This window comes from Microbispora sp. NBC_01389 (assembly GCF_045040095.1).
Lineage (GTDB): Bacteria > Actinomycetota > Actinomycetes > Streptosporangiales > Streptosporangiaceae > Microbispora.
The window spans coordinates 1,947,894-1,967,596 of the sequence record NZ_CP109552.1 but is presented as its reverse complement, the minus strand read 5'-3'; the positions used below and the strand labels follow the sequence as shown (position 1 = coordinate 1,967,596).

15 protein-coding genes and 1 pseudogene are annotated in these 19,703 nt (G+C 68.2%); 5 read left to right on the top strand and 11 right to left on the bottom strand.

The features are described from left to right. Positions 1 to 18 precede the first annotated feature (18 nt). Both OG344_RS08745 and OG344_RS08740 read right to left on the bottom strand, forming a co-directional pair. Entirely contained in the window at positions 19 to 468 is a 450-nt protein-coding gene (locus OG344_RS08745) for a hypothetical protein (RefSeq protein ID WP_405087772.1), read from the bottom strand. A 580-nt stretch (positions 469 to 1,048) separates the two neighbouring features. Then, positions 1,049 to 2,102 (bottom strand): annotated as a pseudogene (locus tag OG344_RS08740) (IS3 family transposase). A gap of 90 nt (positions 2,103 to 2,192) precedes the next feature. On the opposite strand from OG344_RS08740, the gene OG344_RS08735 reads away from it, so the two are divergent. The 5 genes from OG344_RS08735 to OG344_RS08715 all read left to right on the top strand — a co-directional run bounded on the left by OG344_RS08735 (position 2,193) and on the right by OG344_RS08715 (position 7,604). After that, positions 2,193 to 3,641 carry a YifB family Mg chelatase-like AAA ATPase gene (locus tag OG344_RS08735; RefSeq protein ID WP_405089061.1) on the top strand — a complete coding sequence of 483 codons (1,449 nt, stop codon included), beginning with the start codon at positions 2,193 to 2,195 and terminating at the stop codon, positions 3,639 to 3,641. 545 nt (positions 3,642 to 4,186) lie between these two features. Beyond that, positions 4,187 to 4,747 carry a hypothetical protein gene (locus OG344_RS08730; protein WP_405087771.1) on the top strand — a complete coding sequence of 187 codons (561 nt, stop codon included), beginning with the start codon at positions 4,187 to 4,189 and terminating at the stop codon, positions 4,745 to 4,747. 52 nt (positions 4,748 to 4,799) lie between these two features. Beyond that, on the top strand, positions 4,800 to 5,828 hold the full coding sequence (locus OG344_RS08725; protein WP_405087770.1) for a DUF932 domain-containing protein: 1,029 nt from the start codon (positions 4,800 to 4,802) through the stop codon (positions 5,826 to 5,828). Between the two features lie 113 nt (positions 5,829 to 5,941). Next, positions 5,942 to 6,442 carry a hypothetical protein gene (locus OG344_RS08720; RefSeq protein ID WP_405087769.1) on the top strand — a complete coding sequence of 167 codons (501 nt, stop codon included), beginning with the start codon at positions 5,942 to 5,944 and terminating at the stop codon, positions 6,440 to 6,442. A 109-nt stretch (positions 6,443 to 6,551) separates the two neighbouring features. Next, positions 6,552 to 7,604 (top strand): hypothetical protein, encoded by a 1,053-nt coding sequence (locus tag OG344_RS08715; protein WP_405087768.1) that lies wholly within the window; start codon positions 6,552 to 6,554, stop codon positions 7,602 to 7,604. A 3-nt stretch (positions 7,605 to 7,607) separates the two neighbouring features. On the opposite strand, the gene OG344_RS08710 is transcribed toward OG344_RS08715, so the two are convergent. The 9 genes from OG344_RS08710 to OG344_RS08670 form a co-directional block, all read right to left on the bottom strand. Next, positions 7,608 to 9,689: a DNRLRE domain-containing protein gene (locus OG344_RS08710; protein WP_405087767.1), complete on the bottom strand. Its 2,082-nt coding sequence runs from the start codon at positions 9,687 to 9,689 to the stop codon at positions 7,608 to 7,610. Positions 9,690 to 10,018: 329 nt separating this feature from the next. Further along, positions 10,019 to 10,618, bottom strand: a complete 600-nt coding sequence (locus OG344_RS08705; RefSeq protein ID WP_405087766.1) for a hypothetical protein — start codon at positions 10,616 to 10,618, stop codon at positions 10,019 to 10,021. Further along, complete coding sequence (locus tag OG344_RS08700) at positions 10,615 to 11,520, bottom strand: replication-relaxation family protein (RefSeq protein WP_405087765.1); 906 nt, start codon at positions 11,518 to 11,520, stop codon at positions 10,615 to 10,617. The genes OG344_RS08705 and OG344_RS08700 overlap by 4 nt, the downstream gene beginning before the upstream one ends. An 11-nt stretch (positions 11,521 to 11,531) precedes the next feature. Beyond that, positions 11,532 to 12,050 carry a TraM recognition domain-containing protein gene (locus OG344_RS08695; RefSeq protein ID WP_405089060.1) on the bottom strand — a complete coding sequence of 173 codons (519 nt, stop codon included), beginning with the start codon at positions 12,048 to 12,050 and terminating at the stop codon, positions 11,532 to 11,534. A 599-nt stretch (positions 12,051 to 12,649) separates the two neighbouring features. Beyond that, on the bottom strand, positions 12,650 to 13,927 hold the full coding sequence (locus tag OG344_RS08690; protein WP_405087764.1) for a hypothetical protein: 1,278 nt from the start codon (positions 13,925 to 13,927) through the stop codon (positions 12,650 to 12,652). Beyond that, complete coding sequence (locus OG344_RS08685; RefSeq protein ID WP_405087763.1) at positions 13,924 to 15,684, bottom strand: VirB4 family type IV secretion system protein; 1,761 nt, start codon at positions 15,682 to 15,684, stop codon at positions 13,924 to 13,926. The genes OG344_RS08690 and OG344_RS08685 overlap by 4 nt, the downstream gene beginning before the upstream one ends. Beyond that, a complete protein-coding gene (locus OG344_RS08680; RefSeq protein WP_405087762.1) occupies positions 15,681 to 16,619 on the bottom strand; it encodes a PrgI family protein in 939 nt (312 codons plus the stop codon). Before OG344_RS08680 ends, OG344_RS08685 begins: the two co-directional genes overlap by 4 nt. Beyond that, entirely contained in the window at positions 16,616 to 18,187 is a 1,572-nt protein-coding gene (locus OG344_RS08675; RefSeq protein WP_405087761.1) for a hypothetical protein, read from the bottom strand. Before OG344_RS08675 ends, OG344_RS08680 begins: the two co-directional genes overlap by 4 nt. Positions 18,188 to 18,192: 5 nt before the next feature. Continuing rightward, positions 18,193 to 19,434, bottom strand: a complete 1,242-nt coding sequence (locus OG344_RS08670; RefSeq protein ID WP_405087760.1) for a pilin — start codon at positions 19,432 to 19,434, stop codon at positions 18,193 to 18,195. Between the last annotated feature and the right edge of the window lie 269 nt (positions 19,435 to 19,703).

Here is a 19,703-nt window from a genome sequence, read left to right as displayed (position 1 = left end):
TTCAGACCTCACCGCCTGTCACCGCGTCCCATCAGACGCGGCGGCATTCGGAGGTCGGACCTGCGCGGGGCCAGCGTGATAGACGTTCACATCACCGCCCATCGCCCCATACGCGTGACCGTGATCACGGGCGGTTATCTGCTGCACCCAGTTCTGCTGCCTTTGTGGCAGCAAGCTCTGTATCTCATCCACCAAGACCTGTATCTCGGCGGCAGCGTCCGGATGCTGCTCCAAAAGCGTTTTGAGCTGTAGGCGCCACAGCGGGGCCACGTCCTGCCGGGCACGCTCCACATCGGACGCCGCGGCCAGCAAAGAGTTGTTGTGGTCCAATAAAGCCTCGACAAGCCTTTGCTCGTTCTGGTCGCGGCGAAATAGCGTGATGACCTTTTCGCGGGTGTAGTCCCATGCGTTGGTTGCCATGGCCGCCACCACAGTCGTGCCTGCGATCTCGATCAATGTCTCTAGCATCGAGTTCTCTCCTCTGGTGGTGAACTATCTGATATCTAACTGTCACCAAGACCTGACCTTGGTGCGCCGTGAGACGGACCCTGCCATCGGCGTTCACAAGCAGCGCCCTCCACTATCCTGGACGTCGACATAGCGGTGTGTCCGCGCCCCATGGTCTCGCCCAGGGACGGTCGGCGGCTTGGTGGCAGCGACCACCACCCGGGTCTAATGGACTCCCGTCATCACGAGGGAGCGACTCAACCGGCATACAGCCCAAAGTAGAACTGACCCACTAGCAATAGACCTACAGCGATCAATTCGTTACAACGCCCCCTCGCGATGATCGCAAAAACTTTTGCGCCGTCCAGGGGACATAGGTCTCCGTCCCCTGGCCCGCGACGCCGGCACCCGGCTCGCGGATGCCACAGGAAGGGTCAAAGCATGGAGATAGGGGATCGATCGAGAGAAGGTTGAGAAGTCGGCCTGCTTGCCACTGCAGTGCGCCCTCCGGATTGCGCGCGGAGAAGAGGCCGCCCGGGCCAAGTGCGCACAGCCAGGAGAAAGCGGAACCTGTCAATTTGATCAAGGCAGTTGAGCTGGGCTAATTCTGTGTCGGCTTCTCCGGCGCGTCCTTCTGCTCGTTCGTGTCGTCGTTGTTGGGCTTGTTGATCCATGCCGGGCCGGGCAGGTCGGGCGGGGTAGGGGTGCCGCCGGAGGCGAAGCGTTCGGGACGGGCTGCCTGAGCGGCGGCCAGAACGCGGGCGCGTCGGTCACGGACGACGGCGGCGCGACCGTAATGTACGTCGACCGGATGGTGGTAGCCGATCCCGGAGTGGTAGTGGTCGTGGTTGTACCAGGTGTAGAAGGTCTGGCAGAAGGCGCGGGCGTCCTCGATCGAGCCGAAGTGGCCAGGGAAGGCCGGGCAGTACTTGAGGGTTTTGAAGCTCGCCTCGATGTGGGGGTTGTCGTTCGATGTCTTGGGGCGGCTGTGGGACTTGGCCACGCCGAGGTCGATGAGCAGTTCGGCCACGGTCTTGGACTTCATCGAACTGCCGCGGTCGGCATGCAGGGTGAGGGTGTCGCGGTTGATCTTCTGCTTGACGGCGGTCTGAGCGATCAGCCGTTTGGCCAGCGCGGCCGACTCGCGGGAGGCGACCATCCAGCCGACCACGCAGCGGCTGTAGATGTCGATGATCGTGTACAGGTGGTACCAGACACCCTTGTCCGGGCCGCGTAGCTTGGTGATATCCCATGCCCATACGCGGTTCGGGGCGTCGGCGAACAGTTCGGATGGTCTTGGGCGGGTGGGTGGCCTGACGGCGCCGATCACGGCCGACCTCGCCATGCTCGCGCAGGATCCGGTACATCGTGGACTCCGACGCCAGGTAGGTGCCCTCGTCCAGCAGCGTGAAGTACGCCGTGGCGGGGGCCGCGTCGGCGAAGCGCTCGTTGAGCACCGCTCGGACGCGGTCACGCTCGGCGGTCGACAGCGCGGCGGGGTGCGGCTTGCGTGGGGTGATGGGACGGGCCGGAGCCGGACTGCGGCGGTTCTTTCGGTACCAGTTGGCCTGCGGCACTCCGGCCGCAGCGCACGCTTTGCGGCGCCCGAGCAACGGGGTGAGTGCCTCGATCGCCTCGGCCTGCGCGGTCTGGATGATCTCGGTCACTGCTCGCCCCGAGCCGTCGAGTTCTCGCTGCTGGTGGCGAGCTGATCCAGCAGCGCGAAGAGCTTTCCCTGCACCTCGATCACCTGCGCCGACACCCACGCCGGTGCCGCACCCGGCGAGGCGGGCGTGCATGTGGTCGGCCTGCCCGAGCTGTCGGTCTGGCCCGCCCGCGCGAGGATCCGCGCCGCGATCTGCAACAGCGGAACACCCTGGCCAGACACACAGGTCACGGTGACGGTGACACCGGCGCTCCCGATCTACAACGCGGCTGCCGATCTCGCCCTGGCCGTGGCGGCGCTGGCCGCCGCAGGCCTCATCCCACCCGAACGGATCACCGGGCGGGTGTTCCTCGGTGAGCTGGCGCTGGACGGCCAGATTCGCCCCATTAGAGGCGTCCTGCCGATGGTGGCCGCCGCGGTCCGGGCCGGTATCAGCACAGTCGTCGTCCCCGCCGCATGCGCGCGGGAGGCGGCGCAGGTGCCCGGCGCCGTGGTAATCCCCGTAACCCGCCTGGGCGACGTCGTCGACGATCTCCGCCGTGGGACCCTCCGCAACCACCACCATGACCACGGGCCGGAGTTCGCGCCGTCGCCGTTCGCCGTCGACCTGGCCGACGTGCCCGGCAACCCGGCGGCCCGCCGCGCGCTGGAGGTCTGCGCGGCAGGCGGGCACCACCTGTTCCTGTCCGGCGACGGCCCGGCCACGATGCTCGCCGAACGCCTCCCCGGCATCCTGCCGCCCCTGACCGACCAGGCAGCCCGCCAGGTCGCCGAGATCTACTCGCTGGCCGGACACCCCGGCAGGGCGCCGGGGATCACGCCTCCGCTGTCGGCGCCGCATCACACGTCCACAGCGGCCGCGATCTTCGGCAGCGTGGCGGGCAACCGCCCCGGCGCGGTCTCACTCGCCCACCGCGGCGTACTGCACCTGGCCGACGCACCCGAATTCGCCCGCCCGGCCCTGGACGGCCTGTGCCGGCCACTGGACAGCGGACAGGTCCACCTCACCGGACTGGGCCGCAGCGTCCGCTACCCGGCACGGTTCACCCTGGTCCTCGGCGCCCGCCCCTGCCCATGCCCCGAACGGCGGGAGGAGTGCGCGTGCATGCCCGAGGTGAAGCGACGCTACCGGGCGCGCCTGGCCCTGCTGCTGTCCCGCGTCGCCGTACGCGCACCCGTCGAGCAGGGGGACACCCTCGCGCGGGCAGGTGAACCGAGCGCGACGGTGGCCGCGCGGGTGCTCGACGCGAGGGACCGGGCGGCCCACCGGCTGGCCGACACACCATGGCGAACCAACGCCGAGATACCCGCACCGAACCTGCGCACCCGCTTCCCCGTCTCCCCGGAGGCCGCCGAGCTCCTACGGTCCGCGACCAACGCCGGGCTCGTGACGGCTGACGGGCTATCGAGGCTGCTGCGCGTGGCCTGGACACTGGCCGACCTGCGCGGAGTTGACCGCCCCCAGGCCGACGACGCCGCGGGAGCCCTCGACCTGTGGAAGGGGGCAGACGGCGATGCAGCCCGGTGACCGCGTCCTGGTCCGCCCCTCCCTCCACATCCCGGTACGCCCGTGGTGGACCGAGTCGTACCACTCTCCGTTCTACTACCCGGGCACGGTGACCCAGGTCAACACACAGCACGGACGCGCTCACGTCGAACTGGACGAGTCGCTATACCCCACACCCTGGCAAGACCGCATCCAGCTTTTCCACCTCAGCGACATCCACAGCTACGGCTGCCGCTGCCAGGAATGCGCCAAACCCGGCCGAGACATCTACCGATACCGCGCCGAGCAAGAACACCGACGAAACAAAGAGCAGCCGCGAGCATTCCGGCTCGACGGGTGATGCCTTGAATTAAATCGGCCACCAAACCCGTCACACCTGTGCCGTCAGCGCAGATCAACGCGGATAGCGGCCGTGATGGCGGACGTTCGGACCTCGCCGCCGTCCGCATTTATTTGTAAGCCGAAACCGGCTAGCGGCGGTATCCCCGCCCATCGATACTCCACGCCCTTTTCCCGGGTGAGACATCCACCTTGAGCTAATCCAACGCCTTGAAAGGAGCGTGCCCATGAACGCTTGGGAGATCGAGGAATTGGTGATCGAAGTCGCGGAACATCTCGACGGCTTCACACCGCTCGTGCGGGCGGGACACCCCGCTTACCTGGTAGGTCCCGGTGGCGCCCGGCTCGTCGTCCACCCGCTGTGGAACCGGCAGGGCCGCATCCGCGTGCTCGGCGTCTACCCCGACGGAAGCAGGAGCGTGCTGCCCGACCAGAGGCGACACGAGATCACCGTGACCGCGGCCCGAGGTGCCGTATTCATCGCCAAGAAGATCGAGCGGCGCCTCCTGCCCGGCTACCGGACCGACCTGGCCGCTTGCCACGGACGCCTGGCCGCCAGAGCCACGCAGGACGGCACTCGGGCCCAACTCGCCGAAACCCTCATTACGTTGCTGCCGGGTGCGAGGTTGATCGACAACGAGCGCACGACCGTCATTTCTTGGCGGCTGGGCACTGCCTCCGGCGCCTTCACCATTCACGGCGACGTCACCGCCACGATCCAGATCGCCGCCGCCGATCGCGAGCTCACCGAACGCATCGCTGACGCCGTACGCCACCGCGCGAGCTGACCGGCGCACCACTGCTGCCGCCCTTCTCATACACACCGAACGGAGAAAGAGCATGTCCAAGGAGACGCTGGAGTGGCTGAACGCCAACACCCTGATCGGCTACACCGCCGCACGCGGGACCGCCTGGCACTACCGCGCCAGCATGCAGGGCGAGGAAGCCAACCACTACCCCGGGCCGGTTCCCGTCGACGACGTCAGACGTCGCCTGTTCAGCTGGGAGGCCCTGTCCCGGCCGATCTACGTCGAAGACCCCGTCACCGGTGGCTTGGCCACCGTCCCCGAGCGTCAGGCCATCGTCCGCAGCGACACCGGCCACGTCATGGGCATCTTCTCCGACGCCTACGAGCCGCACCCGTACGTCGAATGGCTGGTCAACACCATCTCCCGGCTTCTGGACGACGACCTGTCCATCGGCTCGGCCGGGCTTCTCAAGGGGGGAGCGGTCGCCTGGGTCTCGGTGGAGGTGCCCGAGAACATCACCACCCCTGAAGGCGTCGAGTTCCGGCCACACCTCATCGGGGCGACCTCATTCGACGGCTCTTTGGCGACCACCTTCAAGAGAGTCGTCACAAACGTGGTGTGCGACAACACGATGGCCGCCGGCCTCGCCGAGCACGGCCAGCAGGTAAAGATCAAGCATTCGAAACACTCCAAGCTGCGCCTCAACGAGGCCCGGGACGCGCTCAACATCGTCTACCAGGTCGCCGACGACTTCGCCGAGCAGGTCAAGCGGCTGTGCGAGACGAGCGTGACCGACCGCCAGTGGGCCGCCTTCCTGGACGAGTTCGCGCCCATGCCCGACGAGCGGGGACGTTCCCGGAGCCTCGCCGAGAACAAGCGCCAAGTCCTCAACCGGATGTGGCGCCACGACGACCGGGTCTCGCCTTGGGCCGGCTCGGGCTGGGGTGTCATGCAGGCCATCAACACCTACGTGCACCACGAGCAGACCGTCCGCGGCGCCTGCCGCGCAGAGCGCAATGCGCTTCGGACGGTCACCGGTGGCGTCGACGACCTCGACCGTGAGACCACCCGGATGCTTGAGAAGGTGCTCGGCCGCGCCGTCCTGTCCCCCGCTGTCTGACCGCCCATCTCGTACGGCTCGCCGACTCTCGTGCGGGCCGTACGAGGTATTGCGCATCCGAACGAGGCCTCATCGGGCAGGATCAGAGATGGCGACTGCCCGGGGAGTGCGAGATGAACGACAAGACAGCGGCCCTGCTCGACGACGTTGTCTCTCGGCTGGAGAAGAGCATCGTCGCTCGCGACTGCCCGGCCATCGTCGTCCTTGACGGGGACCGCAGGCTCGTGCTCAGCGACTATGACTACCTGCGCGACGAGGCGACGGCCGCAGCCTTCGAGACAGGAGCCGCCGCCAAGGCCCACGAGATCGGCGCAACACGGTGGGTGCTCGCCGTACCGCAGGTGTGGGTCTTCATCCCTCCGAGCACGGTAGCCATGCGCGCGGTGTCGAACCATCCCCTGCGTGAGGGCGAGCAAGAAGCCATTACGTGGATGAGCTGCGACAAGAACGACGGCGTCGACTACGGCCGCGTCCCGTACGCCCGCCGCCCCAATGGTGAACCGATCTTCGGTGATCCAGAGGTATTCACCGTAGGCGTCCGCCCACATGACAGCATGCCGGGCTTCACCCTGCTGCAGGAATATCTTGAGGGCGATACAACCGGCCCTGGCTAGCCGAACAAAGGTGACGATCGGATGAAGACCGCCGCAAGACCTGTGACTACCTAGCCCGAGCAGCCCTCAAGTCAGCGAGAGCTGATATCCCTTCTCTGTGCTACGCCGCATGTTCCAGGCTATTAAAGTGGTGGTCATGTCTTATCCCGAAGATATGGCACGATACGCGGACATGCTCGAGGCGGGCGTGCTGGGCGAGCATATGTGCCTGTCGTGGTGCCGGGGACACAGACCGCAGAGCGTGGCCGAGACGCTCGGAGGCTCCCCTGCGGACATCTCCCTCATGACGCTGCCCGAAGCAGTCGATGAGGCGACCCCGTTCGCCTTGGTCGACGTACGAGGCGATTGGGCACTTATCGCGGAGCCTTTTGGCGGACGCGCCGGCAGCCCGGCGATGCTGCGCCGTCTCGCTGATGGCGGCCGGGCACTCAGTGTGTCGTGGAACGTGGAGTTCGATGTTCGGCTTGTCCATATGAGCGGCGATCATGTCCAGATCCTGGTCGACCCTCCTTCCCGTGGGCAGATTGTCGCGCCGGATGCCGCGGATCTGCCTTTCGGGGAGGGTGTCATGGCGATGCTCGCCTCCGGGCTCGCGCTCGGCGAGAGGCTGTCGGGCCTGCGAATCGATGACGAGTGGTTGCGACTGCCACATGCCCGGATCCGGCTCAGGGGTGGCGCCGCCTCGGCCGGGTCCTGGTTGCCTGAGCGCGCCCAGGGGCATCCGATGCTGGCTGAGCCCGCGCTCGCTGAGATCGTCGAAAACCCCACGCCGCCTGCTCTCCCGCGTATCGCCGCACAAGCTGCGCTCACCGTTGCGGAGCTCACCGGTCTGGCTGACGCGCGCGCCCTGCTGCTCGCTCCGCTCAGTGACCGCGAGCGGAGCGAGCAGCAGGCCAGGTACGAGGCAATGGCCTACCAACTGCTGCGGGACGCTGCCGGTGAGTCCGGCGAGGGAGTGGCGCCGTTGGGCTCGGCCGCAGTCGAACTGCACAATCGAGCCCGGGCGGCGCTGGCCGTCGCCGCCGCTCTCGGCGACGACCCGCAGGAGTCGGCGCGCCTTGCCGTGATCCGGGCCAAGCAGGTGCGTGCGCTCGACACGGATGCTCGGCTGAGACTGCTCGTACTCGGCGAGTGCGCGCGCTTCATCCAGGCACGCGGATGAGCGCTACTGTTTGTCGCAGAAGCTTTCTCCTGGGGGTGGCGTGTTCGGCCCTCTCGGATTGGACGGACCGGAGATGACAATTTTGACATAGAAAGGTGTGCCCGCCCGAGTGCCATTCAGTCCTGGCACGTCCGGGATTATTCGGTTCTGCTGGTAGAACCATCCGAGTCGGGACCCGGACGCACAGTTATCGGAATGTGATATCAGTCGCGCGGAGTAGTTGTTCCCGGCCGACGCCGCACCTTGGCGAGTTGAGGCGAACGGGTACTCGTCGCAGCTCTCCGGAAAGGTGTAGTCGGGGTCGATCTCCCGGCATGTCCCCACAGCCTTATCCCGGTTGGAGGCGATCAGGCTTCCCGCGATGCGAAAGAGCGGTTTCCTCTCCGAGTATAATCCTGAGATGTCCTTCGTGGCGCTATAGGGGTCAGTCAACTGCGGCCGGAACAGGGCATCGTCAATGTGGTGGGCCGTCTCGGTCACCTTGTCGTCGCTCTTACTCAGGCGGTACGTCGGGTTGGCACGGTTGACGACGCAGCCGCCTCGATAGACCGAGATATTTGGCGAGGAGTCGCAGCGGAGGAGCCGGTTGATGTCGAAATGCTGGTAAGGACTGAGCGAGTTATAGTCGAGATAGGATGGGACGTACATGACCGGATTGATCTGGCAGGTCGCCGTGTAGTGCGGAAGGGTGCTTCCGGCGCGGACGGAGCGCAAGTTGTGCATCACCCATCCATTCGACTGCCAGCCGGCTACGGTACGCCTAACGACAACTGGGTCGCCGCCACCCGCACCGGGGATCTGCTCGCACTGGGAGGGACCAGGTGAGCCGACGTTGTCGAGCCACAGCTCGATCGGAGCGGAGTTGAACCTCGCGCCGCCGAGTCGGATCGTGACGTCGCTGAGCCGCCAGGTCGTCTCGATCACACGGGCTCTGGCGTACTCGACAGCCATAACGCCTCGGTAGGCATTGATGATCTGCGTCAGGGTGGCCGTGACCCGGCCCTCCAGCTTCGGCGGTTTCCTAGTGCTGATCGTCCACCACGTGACCTCCATATTCTGCTTGTCGCACACGTTGTGCTGGTTCTTGACCCACCCGTCCTTCGAGTACGCCTTGGTCTTATTCGCCGACTGGTTGCAGTCGTCGAACCAAATCCGTCCAGGCACAGTGGGGACTGCAGTCGCGGCGGCGGTGACCGTGCTGCGCGCGGCTACTCCTGCTGTGGTCCCGGGGTCCGCCACGGTCACACGTAGCATCGGCGGAGTGCCCCCGGCGGTCCGAGAAGACTCAAAGTACCGCTCGTAGCGGGTGCCGGAGCTGACCGAGCCGGTGAGTCTGATGCCGTGGTTGTCGACGCCGTCGGCCCACGCCTGGGCGATGCCGGTAACCGGCCACGTCATTGGTCCCGGTGCCAGGCATTCGCCGGGGTCGTGCGCGGTCACGGCGTTCTGGGTGCTCACCGCAGGGCGCTCGAACCAGTTGATGGTCTGTGGGTCCCACGGCTCGGTGACGGCGCTCGCGGTGATGTCGGCCCCGTCGCAGCCGTAGCCGTCCTGGACATGGAGGGTCAGCTCGGCGGCGACCACCTCCCGCCCGGCCAGCGCCGAGGTGTCGAATGCGAGGTAGGCGTCGGACAGGTCGACGTCGCCGCTGCCGTCAAAGTAGTCGTACGTGCCGGCGGACAAGCCGTCCTCGAAGTATTCGTAGCCCCAATTGGACACCGTGACGTCGGCGGTTAGCGGTAGATCGATGACGGTGTTCTCTCCGGGCGGACCAGTCGGGGTGGGACTGGGACTGGGACTAGGGCTGGGTCCCGGAGTCTCCGTCGGGTCGGGGACGGGCTCCTCCTCCACCCAAGGCGGGTTGTTGGGATCGGTCGCAGCCTCGGCCTGCTCAGGGGTGATGTCTTCGGGGTAGGTATCGGAGTCGGGGTCGTCGAACTCCACGCCGTTCTCGGCTGCGTCCGCCGCTGCTTCCTCCAGAGTGACCGGCTCCTGCATGGGAGGTGCTGCGGACATCTTCTCGGCGGCTTCGACCGCCTCCTCATATGTGGGCTCCTGCAGCTCACCATCGCGGGTCAGCCGCACAGCGACCATGGTGCTGGCTGGCTGGTACTTGATGAACAGGACCGGTCCGCGGGGGACTACGGCGGCTACGAGGGCGGCGGCGCCTACCCGAAGGAGCGGTACCAGCGCCAGTTGGTGTAGTCAGATTCGCTGACCGAGCGAAGCTGGACGCCGTAGTCGGGGTCACCATCCATCCAGCTTTGTACGATCTGCTCGATGGAGTAGTACAGTTCGCCCTCGCCGCGGGGCAGTCGTCGCTGTAGGCGCCCTTGTTGCTGTATTGGCCGGTGCTGGTGGTGGAGGGCTGGTGGGACCACGTCAGAGTGTTGACGTCCCAGTCGGTGGTGATCTTACGGTCGCGGCCGCCGCCGCTGAGCGGTTCGGTGAACCACAGCACGTTGACCGGCAGCAGCACATGCGTCCGCCCGCACCCGGCGCAGATCGTACTCGCCGCGCAGGTCCTCCCTAGGCCGTTGGACGATCGCGGCCGCCTCGGTGAGCGGCAGCGACGACCAGTTGGGCACCTTGACCAGCCGGGAGAAGAACGCCCGTGCCGCGTAGTGGGGGTCGGTCACCTGGCCCTTGGTCCCCCACCCGTTGACGGGGCGCTGCTGGAAGAGGCCGAAGGACGTCCCGTGGTCCCCAACCACGTCGTTCTTCAGGCCCGACTCCTGCAGAGCCGTCGCAATCCCGATAACCGCGGCGCGGCGGGGGAGCTTCATGGAGTTCGCCGTGTCCAGGATGGTGCGCGCGTTCGTCGCCTGCTCCCTGGTCAGGTCGGCCTCTACCGTCGTGGTGCTCGGCTGGACCTGCGAGCAGAACGCTGCGGTAACGCTGGAGGTAGCCGCGACCTTGGCGCCGCCGGCCATTCCGGCGATCAACGCGATACCTGACACGATGCCTCCTCCGGCGATCACAGCTTTGGCCCCCAGCCCGGTCTCGACGATCATTCGTCGTCCTCCTGCGGCGGGTTGTCGGGCGGCGGGGCGGCCTTGCGCGGTCCCAAGCCGGGCCAGTGCAGGGCCAGGCCGGCCAGACGGAGCCGAGGCCCCTCTACGTCCGCGGGCAGCCACTTCTCTCCCGCGGGACCGTCGTTCACGGGCCCGACGAGCACGGACGGGTTGCCGGTGGCGATCGGCACGTAGGTGTTCGCCGGGTGCTGCACGAGCTTGCGCCGGAGATTCACCTCGCGCCGCTCCCCCTGGACCCAGAAGAGGACGGGGGTGATGACCCGGGTGGCCTTGCTCAGGGCCGCATATCCGTCGAGCTTTCGTACGACGCGGTCCAGCGGTTCGCTGCCGGTGTCGTACTCGAGGAAGAAGTCGACGGTGTACTCACCCTGGCGCCATCGGCCGTACGCGTCGGGCCGGACGGTGTCGCCCCAGAGGGAGGTGCAACGGTCCTCAGGCCACCAGTCGAGCAGTTCGGCGTCCTCGTAGCGCCGCGCGAAGGCCCGCAGTTCGGCTCCGAAGCCGTTGGTCCCGACGGTGTGCGCGAGACGCTGGCTGTAGGCGATGGACAGCACGCGCTCTCGGCGGTAGCCGGAGCTGCTCGGATCCACGCCGTCCTCCGAAGCGAGCACGGCCGCCCCGGCGGGGCCGATGACGTAGTGGTACGGCGCCGTGCCCATGCCCGGCGGCAGGTTGGGCCGGAAGCGGTCGAGCACGCCCATGTGGTTCAGGGCGAGCAGACGCTTCCGTGCGGCGTCGTCCGTGTCGAAGGCGATCTGGGCGATCTGTGTCGAAGTCAGGACGCGCTGGCTCCTGACCATCCGCAGCAACTCGCGGTCCCGGGACGTGAGCCGGGCAGCGAGCTGGGCCAGAACCGCCGGAGTGAATCGGGTTACGGACATCTGCTTCTCCTTCAGTGCTGGAGCCGGGGGTCGTCCCGGCGGACCGTGGGCGGTGTGGTCGAGGTGCGCCCGTGGGCCTTGGCAGCCGCGGCCCTGATGACGCGCTCGACCTCGCGTGAGGGTTCGGGCAGCGGCCGGGTACGAAGCGTGAAGGGAGGAGCCTCCGAAGACGTCGACATCAGGCGGGCGGCGGCCTGATAGGCCCCGAGGTTGGCGAGGTCGTGAGCACGCAGGTAGGGAGTGAAGTGGTGCTCGACCTCCCGGGCGTCCTCCGGGGACAGCGAGAAGTAGATCTTGTTGCGCGCGTCGGAGGAGATGGCCTGGCGGAGCTCCCGCGGCAACTGGGCCAGGTGCTGATGGGCGATCACCAGCGAAAGCCGGTATGCCCGGGCCTCTGCGAGCATGTCGCTGAGCGCGTGCGGCAGCGTGAGGAAGTTGTGCGCCTCGTCGACATAGAGCGCGGCCGGTGAACGCTGCTTGCCGAGCTTGGCGCGGTGCGACGCGGCCTGCCAGATCTGCGCCAGCACCATGGAGCCGAGGAGCCGGGCGCTGTCGTCGCCGAGCACTCCCTTGGGAAGCCGCACGAGCAGGGTCCCGCCGTCCAGCACGTCGCCGACGTCGAAGGTCGATCGGGCGGTGCCGAGGACATCGCGGACGAACGGCCGGAGCAGGAAGGCCCGCAGCTTGTTCATGATCGGGCTGGTGACGTGGGCCCGAGCGGAGTCGGACAGGCTCTCGTACCACTGCCAGAAGCCGAGAAGGAGCGGGTCACGCACGCCGGCCACGAGACGGCGCCGGAATTCGGCGTCGATGAGCAGTGTGGGAACGTCGGCGAGGGTGCCCCCGTGCGCGGCCAGGGTCAGGGAGCAACCCCGCAGGATGTCGTCGGTGCGAGGCCCCCAATAGTCGGCGTAGATCTTGTGGAAGATGCCGACGAGGTTGTCCACGCCCCGGTCCAGCTCGGCACCGCCGAGGACGTTGAGCGACGGGCGAGCGTGCCGGTCGTCGGGGTCGATCAGGACGACCTTGTCGGCGGCGGACTCGGGGATCAGTCCCAGCAGATCGTTGATCAGGTCGCCTTTCGCCTCGATCACCGCGGTTCCACGTCCGGCCTCGATGTCGGAGAGGATCATCTGGGCGAGCAGCGTCGACTTCCCGGTGCCGTTCGGGCCGAGGACGTGCACGTGATGGAAGGAATCGGCGACGCGCAGGGCGACCGGCCGTTCGTGCCCCGTGTTGGAGCGGCCGAGCACCTTCGCGTGCTCCCCGCCGTACGCGATCTGCGGTGAGGGCGGGACGCTGTTGGCGCCGGCCCGTTGGAGCCCCGGCACCGCGACGTCCAGCGGAAGATGGGCGAGTCCCGCGAGCTCGGACAGGGAGAGCAGGAATCCTCGGCCGAGGCGCCGTCCCGCGAGCTGCGCGGCCGCCAGGGGCAGGTGTTGCCGTTCGAGCCGGTTGTGCCCGGAGAACAGGGCGAACGCCGAAGCGATCGCGTGTGCTCGCCCTCGGATGCGTTCCGTCTGGCTGCCCGCGCCGCTTTCCGCGCCGGCTCATCGCCGCTGGTCGGCAGATCGGCTTGTACGGCGTAGCGGACCGCGACGACGTAACGCGGCTGGAGCGCCTTGTCCCTGATGGCGCGAGCCTCGGCTGACTCCTCCAGCTGGGCCGCCCGATCCTTCAGGTACTGGCGAAGATGCTGGGGGTGCAGCTGCTGGTGCGACGGTCCGGGAGTCAGCAGGTCGAGGACGGCCCGCACCAGCCCGGCCGGTCCGCCGTTGATCGCGCTGATGAGGCGGCGGCCGGTCGCCGGCCGGATGAGGATCTGCACCGCGGCGCGCTGCCATGTGGGCATGCCGACGGCCGCGCCGACGAGTGCTCGGATCGGGTCGGTGTTGTGGTCGTGCCGGATGGGGAGCCGCTCGGTGCGGGCGATCTTCAGCTGTCCGCCGTACGACAGGCCGGTGAGGGGCACAGGCGGCGTCGCTTCCCGCACTTCGGTACGCGCGGACGGCCAGGCGGCCTCGATGGCGTGCTCCACCAAATGCTGGGGGATGACCCCCGGCACCCAGAGCCTGATGGTCACGCCGCCGACTCCGAAGACGTACTCGAAGGCCAGGTGCGGCTGCCCGAACAGCACACGCTTCCAGGCCGGGCGGAGCAGGCCGATGAGGTTGCCCCAAAGGGCCTCGGCGCCCGGCATGTCGGCGACGGGCGGCGCGAGGATCTCGACGCAACGGGCACCGCGGGACCAGGGCCAGTGGCGGAGACGCACCAGGGCCTGTCCGACCAGGAGCTGCCCGACGTCCAGGCCGACCAGGAAGGCGATCACGTGCCACAGGTGCGTCTCCAGCCAGGCGTACGCCGTGCTCAGGAGGGCGGACGGGTCGGTGATGAGGTCCTCGATCACAGGTAGTTCTCCTCGTCGTAGTCGATGCGGGACAGTTCCTGTGGTGATGAGGTCACGAGGTCGTGCTCGCGCTGGCTGGAGATCACTTGCAGGGGCACGCGCTGAGCACCGGCGCCAGCAGTGAGCAGGCCGGTCCCGCGTTCAGCGGAGAGCAGGAGCTGTCGCTCTCCCTCGGAGAGCTGGAAGGCGGCGACGACCTTGTCGATCGCCTGGGGTGCCTGCTTGAGCAGGATCTGAGTGGTGGAGTTGGCGATGATCGCCTGGCCGATCTCCGAACTGAGGAGGTCGCCGGCGTCCTGGGTGACCACAGAGAGCCCGGCCCAGTGCTTGCGGGCGGCCTTGGCCATGCGCAGGAGGAACCGGGCCCCTTCGGGGTCGCGCATCAGCAGCCATGCCTCGTCGACCACGACGAGGCGAGGCCGCCGGTCGTGGGGATCGGAGACGCGACGCCAGATGGCGTCCAGCGTCAGCAGGGTCCCTACCGCCTTCAGCTCCTCCGGGAGGTCGCGGAGGGAGAAGACGATCAGGTGAGAGTCGGGCCGGGTGCTGGTCGGGCCGTCGAAAAGCTGGCGGTGGCTTCCGGTGACGTACGGCGCCAGCCCTGCCGCCAGCTCCTTCGCCTTGGGATCGGCATCATCGGTAAGCGCGGTTACCAGATCCCGCATGAACGGCGGGCGGCGGTTCCAGGTGCGGGGCTCGAAGGTGATCCCGGCCCTGCGGTAGGCGGTGAGGATGGCGCGGTCGAGCGCCGCCTTGCTCGCCTTGTCGAGCGGTTCGCCGAGCATGAGCCTGATCAGGGTGTGCAGGAACAGCGCGCGCCGGGTGAGCGGGTCGCTGTCGCGCTGGCTCCTGAGCTGCAGGTCGAAGGGGTTCAGCCGCACCTTGGGAGCGCCGAGATGGATGTACGCGCCGCCGACGGCGGAGCACAGCCGGGCGTACTCGTCCTCGGGATCGATGACGGCGACTTCGACGCCCGTGTAGAGGGAGCGCAGGGCCTCCAGCTTGGCGAGGTACGACTTGCCCGCCCCCGACCGGGCGAGGATCACGGAGTTGTGGTTGTCCTGGGCGAATCGGTCCCAGGCGACCAGGGACGAGCTGGCGGTGTTGGCGCCGTACAGCACGGCCGTAGGACCGAGCTCCGCGGTGAGGTCCGGGCTCGTGAAGGGGAACGCCGCGGCCAGGGCCGGCGTGTCGAACGTCCGGCGCATGCCCACGTTGTCGTACGCGAACGGCAGGCTGCTGATCCAGCCCTGCATCTGCCGGAAGGTGGCCAGCCGGGCGTCCAGGAGGAGCGAGGCGGCCAGCGCGCGAACCTGGGCGCATGCGTCGTCGAGCTCCTGCTCGTTTCCGGCGTGGACGGTCAGGTAGATGGCGGTGCGGAAGAGCTTGGCCTGACCGCGCGCGATCCTTGACGCCAGTTCCTGGGCGTCCTCAGCCGCGGCCTCCGTGCCCGGGTCCATGAGCCGTCCGTGCTCCTGGTCGGAGCGGAGTCCTGATTCCAGGCGGGCGAGCTGCTTTCGGAGCCGGTCGGCAGCGACCAGGGAGGGCAGCGAGTCGATGTGCACGGAGACGTCGAGCCGGCCGGGGTATGCCAGTAGCGGCTCCAGCCATCCAGGCGCGACCTCGCGGGGGAGTCCCGTGACGACGAACGTGGCGCAGAAGCCGTCAGCCAGATGCAGGCAGCGGGGCCGGACCTGGATCGAATCCGGCCCGACGCGCGAGGGCGGAGCAGGCGTACGACGGAGGCGGAGCTTCATCGGCGGTCTCCCCTGCTGATCAGTTCGTCGGGGTGGGCGAGCTGGTCCGCGGGCAGGGGCGGGGCCATCGGGTCGAAGCAGGAGGCCAGCAGCGCGCCGACGGCTGCGGCGTCCAGCGGGCGTACAGTGAGCCCGCACGCGCCCAGAAGCCGGGCCGCCTCGGCCAGGCGGCGGTAGGCGCGAGCCGCGGCCGCGGTCGTACCGTTGGCGCCGACGGCGGGTTCACGAATCACCAGCAGGACCTGACGCCGCAGCAGCTCGTGACGGGTGGCCAGGTCCGTCAGGAACATGGCGTGCTCGCGGGCGGCATGAGCCAGCGCTGGGTGGGGGAGCTGGGGGATTCGCTCCTCAAGGACGCCGATCGTCGCGGCGAGATCGACGCGCTCGGCGCGAACCAGGATCTGCACTCGCGCAGACAGCGAGTTCAGCCAGCGTCCGAAGGCGGCGACCAGCCCGTCCTGCTCGTCCGGGGTCCGCAGTGCGAAGCTGACCGTGGAGACCTCAGTGACCGCGACGATTCCGTCCGGCCCAAGGTCGATCAGGCCGTCTTCCGTCACTCCGCGCGCCGGCAGTCTGAGCGGTGCCGGGCAGGGGCTGCGACCGGCCGCGATCCAGGCGGGCGGCGGTGCAGCGATGCCGGGCGCCGGTGCCAGGTGCTTCGCGGACCGGTGATACCGGAGGGCGGCGAGGAGGAACCGGTCGAGGCTGCCGCCGTCGTGGGTGGCGACGGCCAGCAGGATTCCCAGCACCGCCACCGGCAGGGCGATCGCCGCGAAGACGGCAAGGGGAAGCCGCTCACCGAGCATCGTGTAGCCGAAGTAGAGAGCCACACCGGTGACGGCGAGGATCGCCACCTGCCGAGCGGTGAGCCCCCAGACGATCCGGTCGGGCTGTTCCACATCGGCGGGAATGCGGACGACTTCGCTCCAGCTCATCGTCCCTCACCTCCTCGCTGCCCGCGCGTACGGCGACGAGGTGGTGGTGGCTTACGTCGTCCGGGGTTCTCGGGCCAGTCCACGGAGCCCGGGACGGGAGCATCCGGAGGCACGATCGGCTGCACCGGTCGTCTGGGTGCCGCCGGCGGGACGACCGTCTGGCGTGGGGGAGGCGGTGAACTGGTTCCCGCGCTCCGCAGCCGGTACATCTGATTCAGCCCGGCGGGCCCGGCGGCGTAATAGTTGTCGCGCGGGTAGCCGAAGACGGGAGTCGATGGCGGAACCGGACGCGAGGGCGCGGGCGTCGGACGGTACTTACCCTGGACCGGCGGGGCGCTGGGAGCGTGCTTGACGACCGACGGCTGCCAGTTGGCCGGGTTGACCGGGCGCCGGGCGAAGACCGGGGCATGCTTGGCCGGTCCGGCACCTCCGCGCGCTGCGGCAGCGGCGGTTGCCGCAGTGGCAGCGGACGCGGCAGCCGTACCGGCCGGGCCTGCCACCAGGGCGGGCAGGACCTTCGTGGCTATTGCCGTGGTCGCCGCGCGACGTGCCATGCCAGCCTTGGAGCCCTTCTTGAGGTGCAGGACGTTGAGGAGCGGGCTGGTCAGCTTGTAGGCCACGGCGTACTTGACGATGCGGACCAGGCCGAGCCCGCGGCCGCCGGGCAGGAACATGGCGCGTGACACCCAGGTGGGGATGCGCACCAGAATGATCAGCAGGACGAGGGCGAGGAGCATGTTGTAGAGCGGGCCCCGGCCGGTCAGCCCCATGACCTCGCGGCCGTCCTGGTTGAAGAAGACCCGTACGGCCGTGACGAGCGTGAGGGACTGACAGATCTGGATGAGCAGCAGCCCGGTGAACACCCGCCACCACAGCCGAGCCAGACCATCCGTCTGCGGCAGGGCGTGACACGCGAGGGCCAGCGGGGCCGCGACGACCAGCAGGGTGGTGAGGGCCACCCGCAGCACGAACGTGATGAGCAACACCACGAGCAGCACCACGGCCACCAGGGCGAGCAGGATGTAGAAGATCGGTGATGCGTCGGGCAGCAGGACGAGCAGGCGGATCGCGTTGGCCGCCCTGCGCGCGTCGAAGCCTTGACCGAGCAGCGCCTGGGCGATCGCGTTGCCGAGATCGATGGCCTTGCCGGCCAGCAGGAAGCTGGCGTTGGCGGCCAGGAAGGCCACGACGAGCCGGGGCAGGATCTCCTTGATCGCGTACCTGGTCTGGACGGTCTCGTAGCTCATGGCCAGGATCCCGCCGACGGTGGCGAACAGGATGAAGGATCCGTTCGCGATAACCAGGGTCACGTGCCACAGGTCCTCGATCCGCGTCTGGCCGTCGATGCTCGGCGTGGCGAGGAGCGTGGCGGCCAGGGCGTCCAGCAGCGGCTTGATCGCGGATCCGACGAGGTCGGCGAACCAGGCGTTGATCTGGTTGGTGATCCAGTCGCCGATGCCGAAGCTGATCCCGGTGGTGCCGCTCGGGAGCGGCGGCAGTTCAGGCGTCGTCTTCGGAGCGGGCGAGGGATTTGTCCACAGGATGTGGATAAGAATCTCGATGGACATCGCCGTCACCCGCCGACGACGTGCCTGAGCACGTTGACGAACAACGGCGCCAGCACGGCCAGGGCGTAACCGAGCGCGGCGGCCTTGAAAGCGACCTTGGCTTTCTGGACCTCCCCGGGGTCCCCGCCGGCGACCAGGTAGCGCAGGCCACCGATGGTGAACATGAGCGTCGCCAGCGTGGCGAGCAGCCCGACGATCCAGTTCCGCAGGTTGGTGAAGACCTTCTCGAGCTGGTCCGGCCGGGTCGGCGGAGCCGCGGCGCGAATGACGGCAGTCGCGTTGCCGCCATCGGCCACAGCCGCGGCAACGAGAACGGCAACAATTGCCACCGCGATGCCGACGACGAGCAGCACGCGGACGACGTGCCGCCGCGGCTTCCGCAACGCCGGCAGGTGAGGAATCCGCGCGGAGCCGGTGAGGCTGCCCCGGCCTCCTTTCCTCGTGGCGGTCTCGGGTTGCGTATCCGAGCTCCGGCTCCGCGCGGAAATCATGGAGACGTCCTCCTCCACCCCTCTAGAAGGGGCAGGGGAGATCGTCAGGGACGTGGCTGCCTCGACCTCGCCGCTCAGAATGGCGTCGACAAGGATCGGCTCGCACCGCTGGCGGCGCTTCTTGGCGGCCTCGGTGGTCAGGCCGAACTCCCGGGCGGCGTCGGCCAGGGTGCGCTTCTCCAGCCGGGTCATGCCGATCAGTTCGGCGTCGACCTCGCTGATGACGCCCTTGGCAACGGCGTCCAGGAGGACGAGGTCCGGATGCCCCCACGGGACGGCAGGGGGTGCCGATTCCTGGAGCGGAAAGCCCCGGGCGACTCCGGCCTCCGCGTTCTCCCGCGCGCGCTCGCCGGCCCGCTTGGCCACGGCACACATCCTGGGAAAGACGCCCGGGCGGTCGAAGTCCACCGTACGGATCGCCTCGATGAACGCGGTCAGAACCTCGGTGTCGATGTCTTCCGCGTCTCCGGCAACGTAGCCGCGGCAGATCCTGCCGCTGATGCCGCGCAGTGCCGGAACGGCAACCCCGACGGCACTCACCATCCACTGCGGCCCGTTCTGCCGGGCCCGCGCCACCAGCAACCGCCAGACCGCGTCGCGGGCGGCGTTCGAGCAGGAGGGGTGGATCAGCACATCCCGCAGCTCGATCAGCAGCATTCGCCGGCGGGGCAGGTCGTGCCCGACCTGTCTGCCGTCGACGGCGAGGCTGCTGGGCGCACAGGCGAGCATCCGGAAGGCCCGCTCGGCGATGTCCAAGGGTGACCGGTCCGGGCCGGCCAAGTCGGATGGGTTCGTAGGCATCGGGTTCTCCACGGCGAGAGGGATTTCGCTTCGTCGAACCCGGTTGTAGGAGGCGCCTCTGGCACGGCTCCGGCGCCAGTCCCCGGCTGCTTCTGGCACGCCTCTGGCGTTTGGTGGTGCGGTATATCGGCGGGCGTCCGCCGGAGCGACGCCAAAGGTACGCAGGTGCTTCCACCAGGGTTAACGGCTTACGCCGGAGCGGTGCCGGAGACCACTGCTGCACT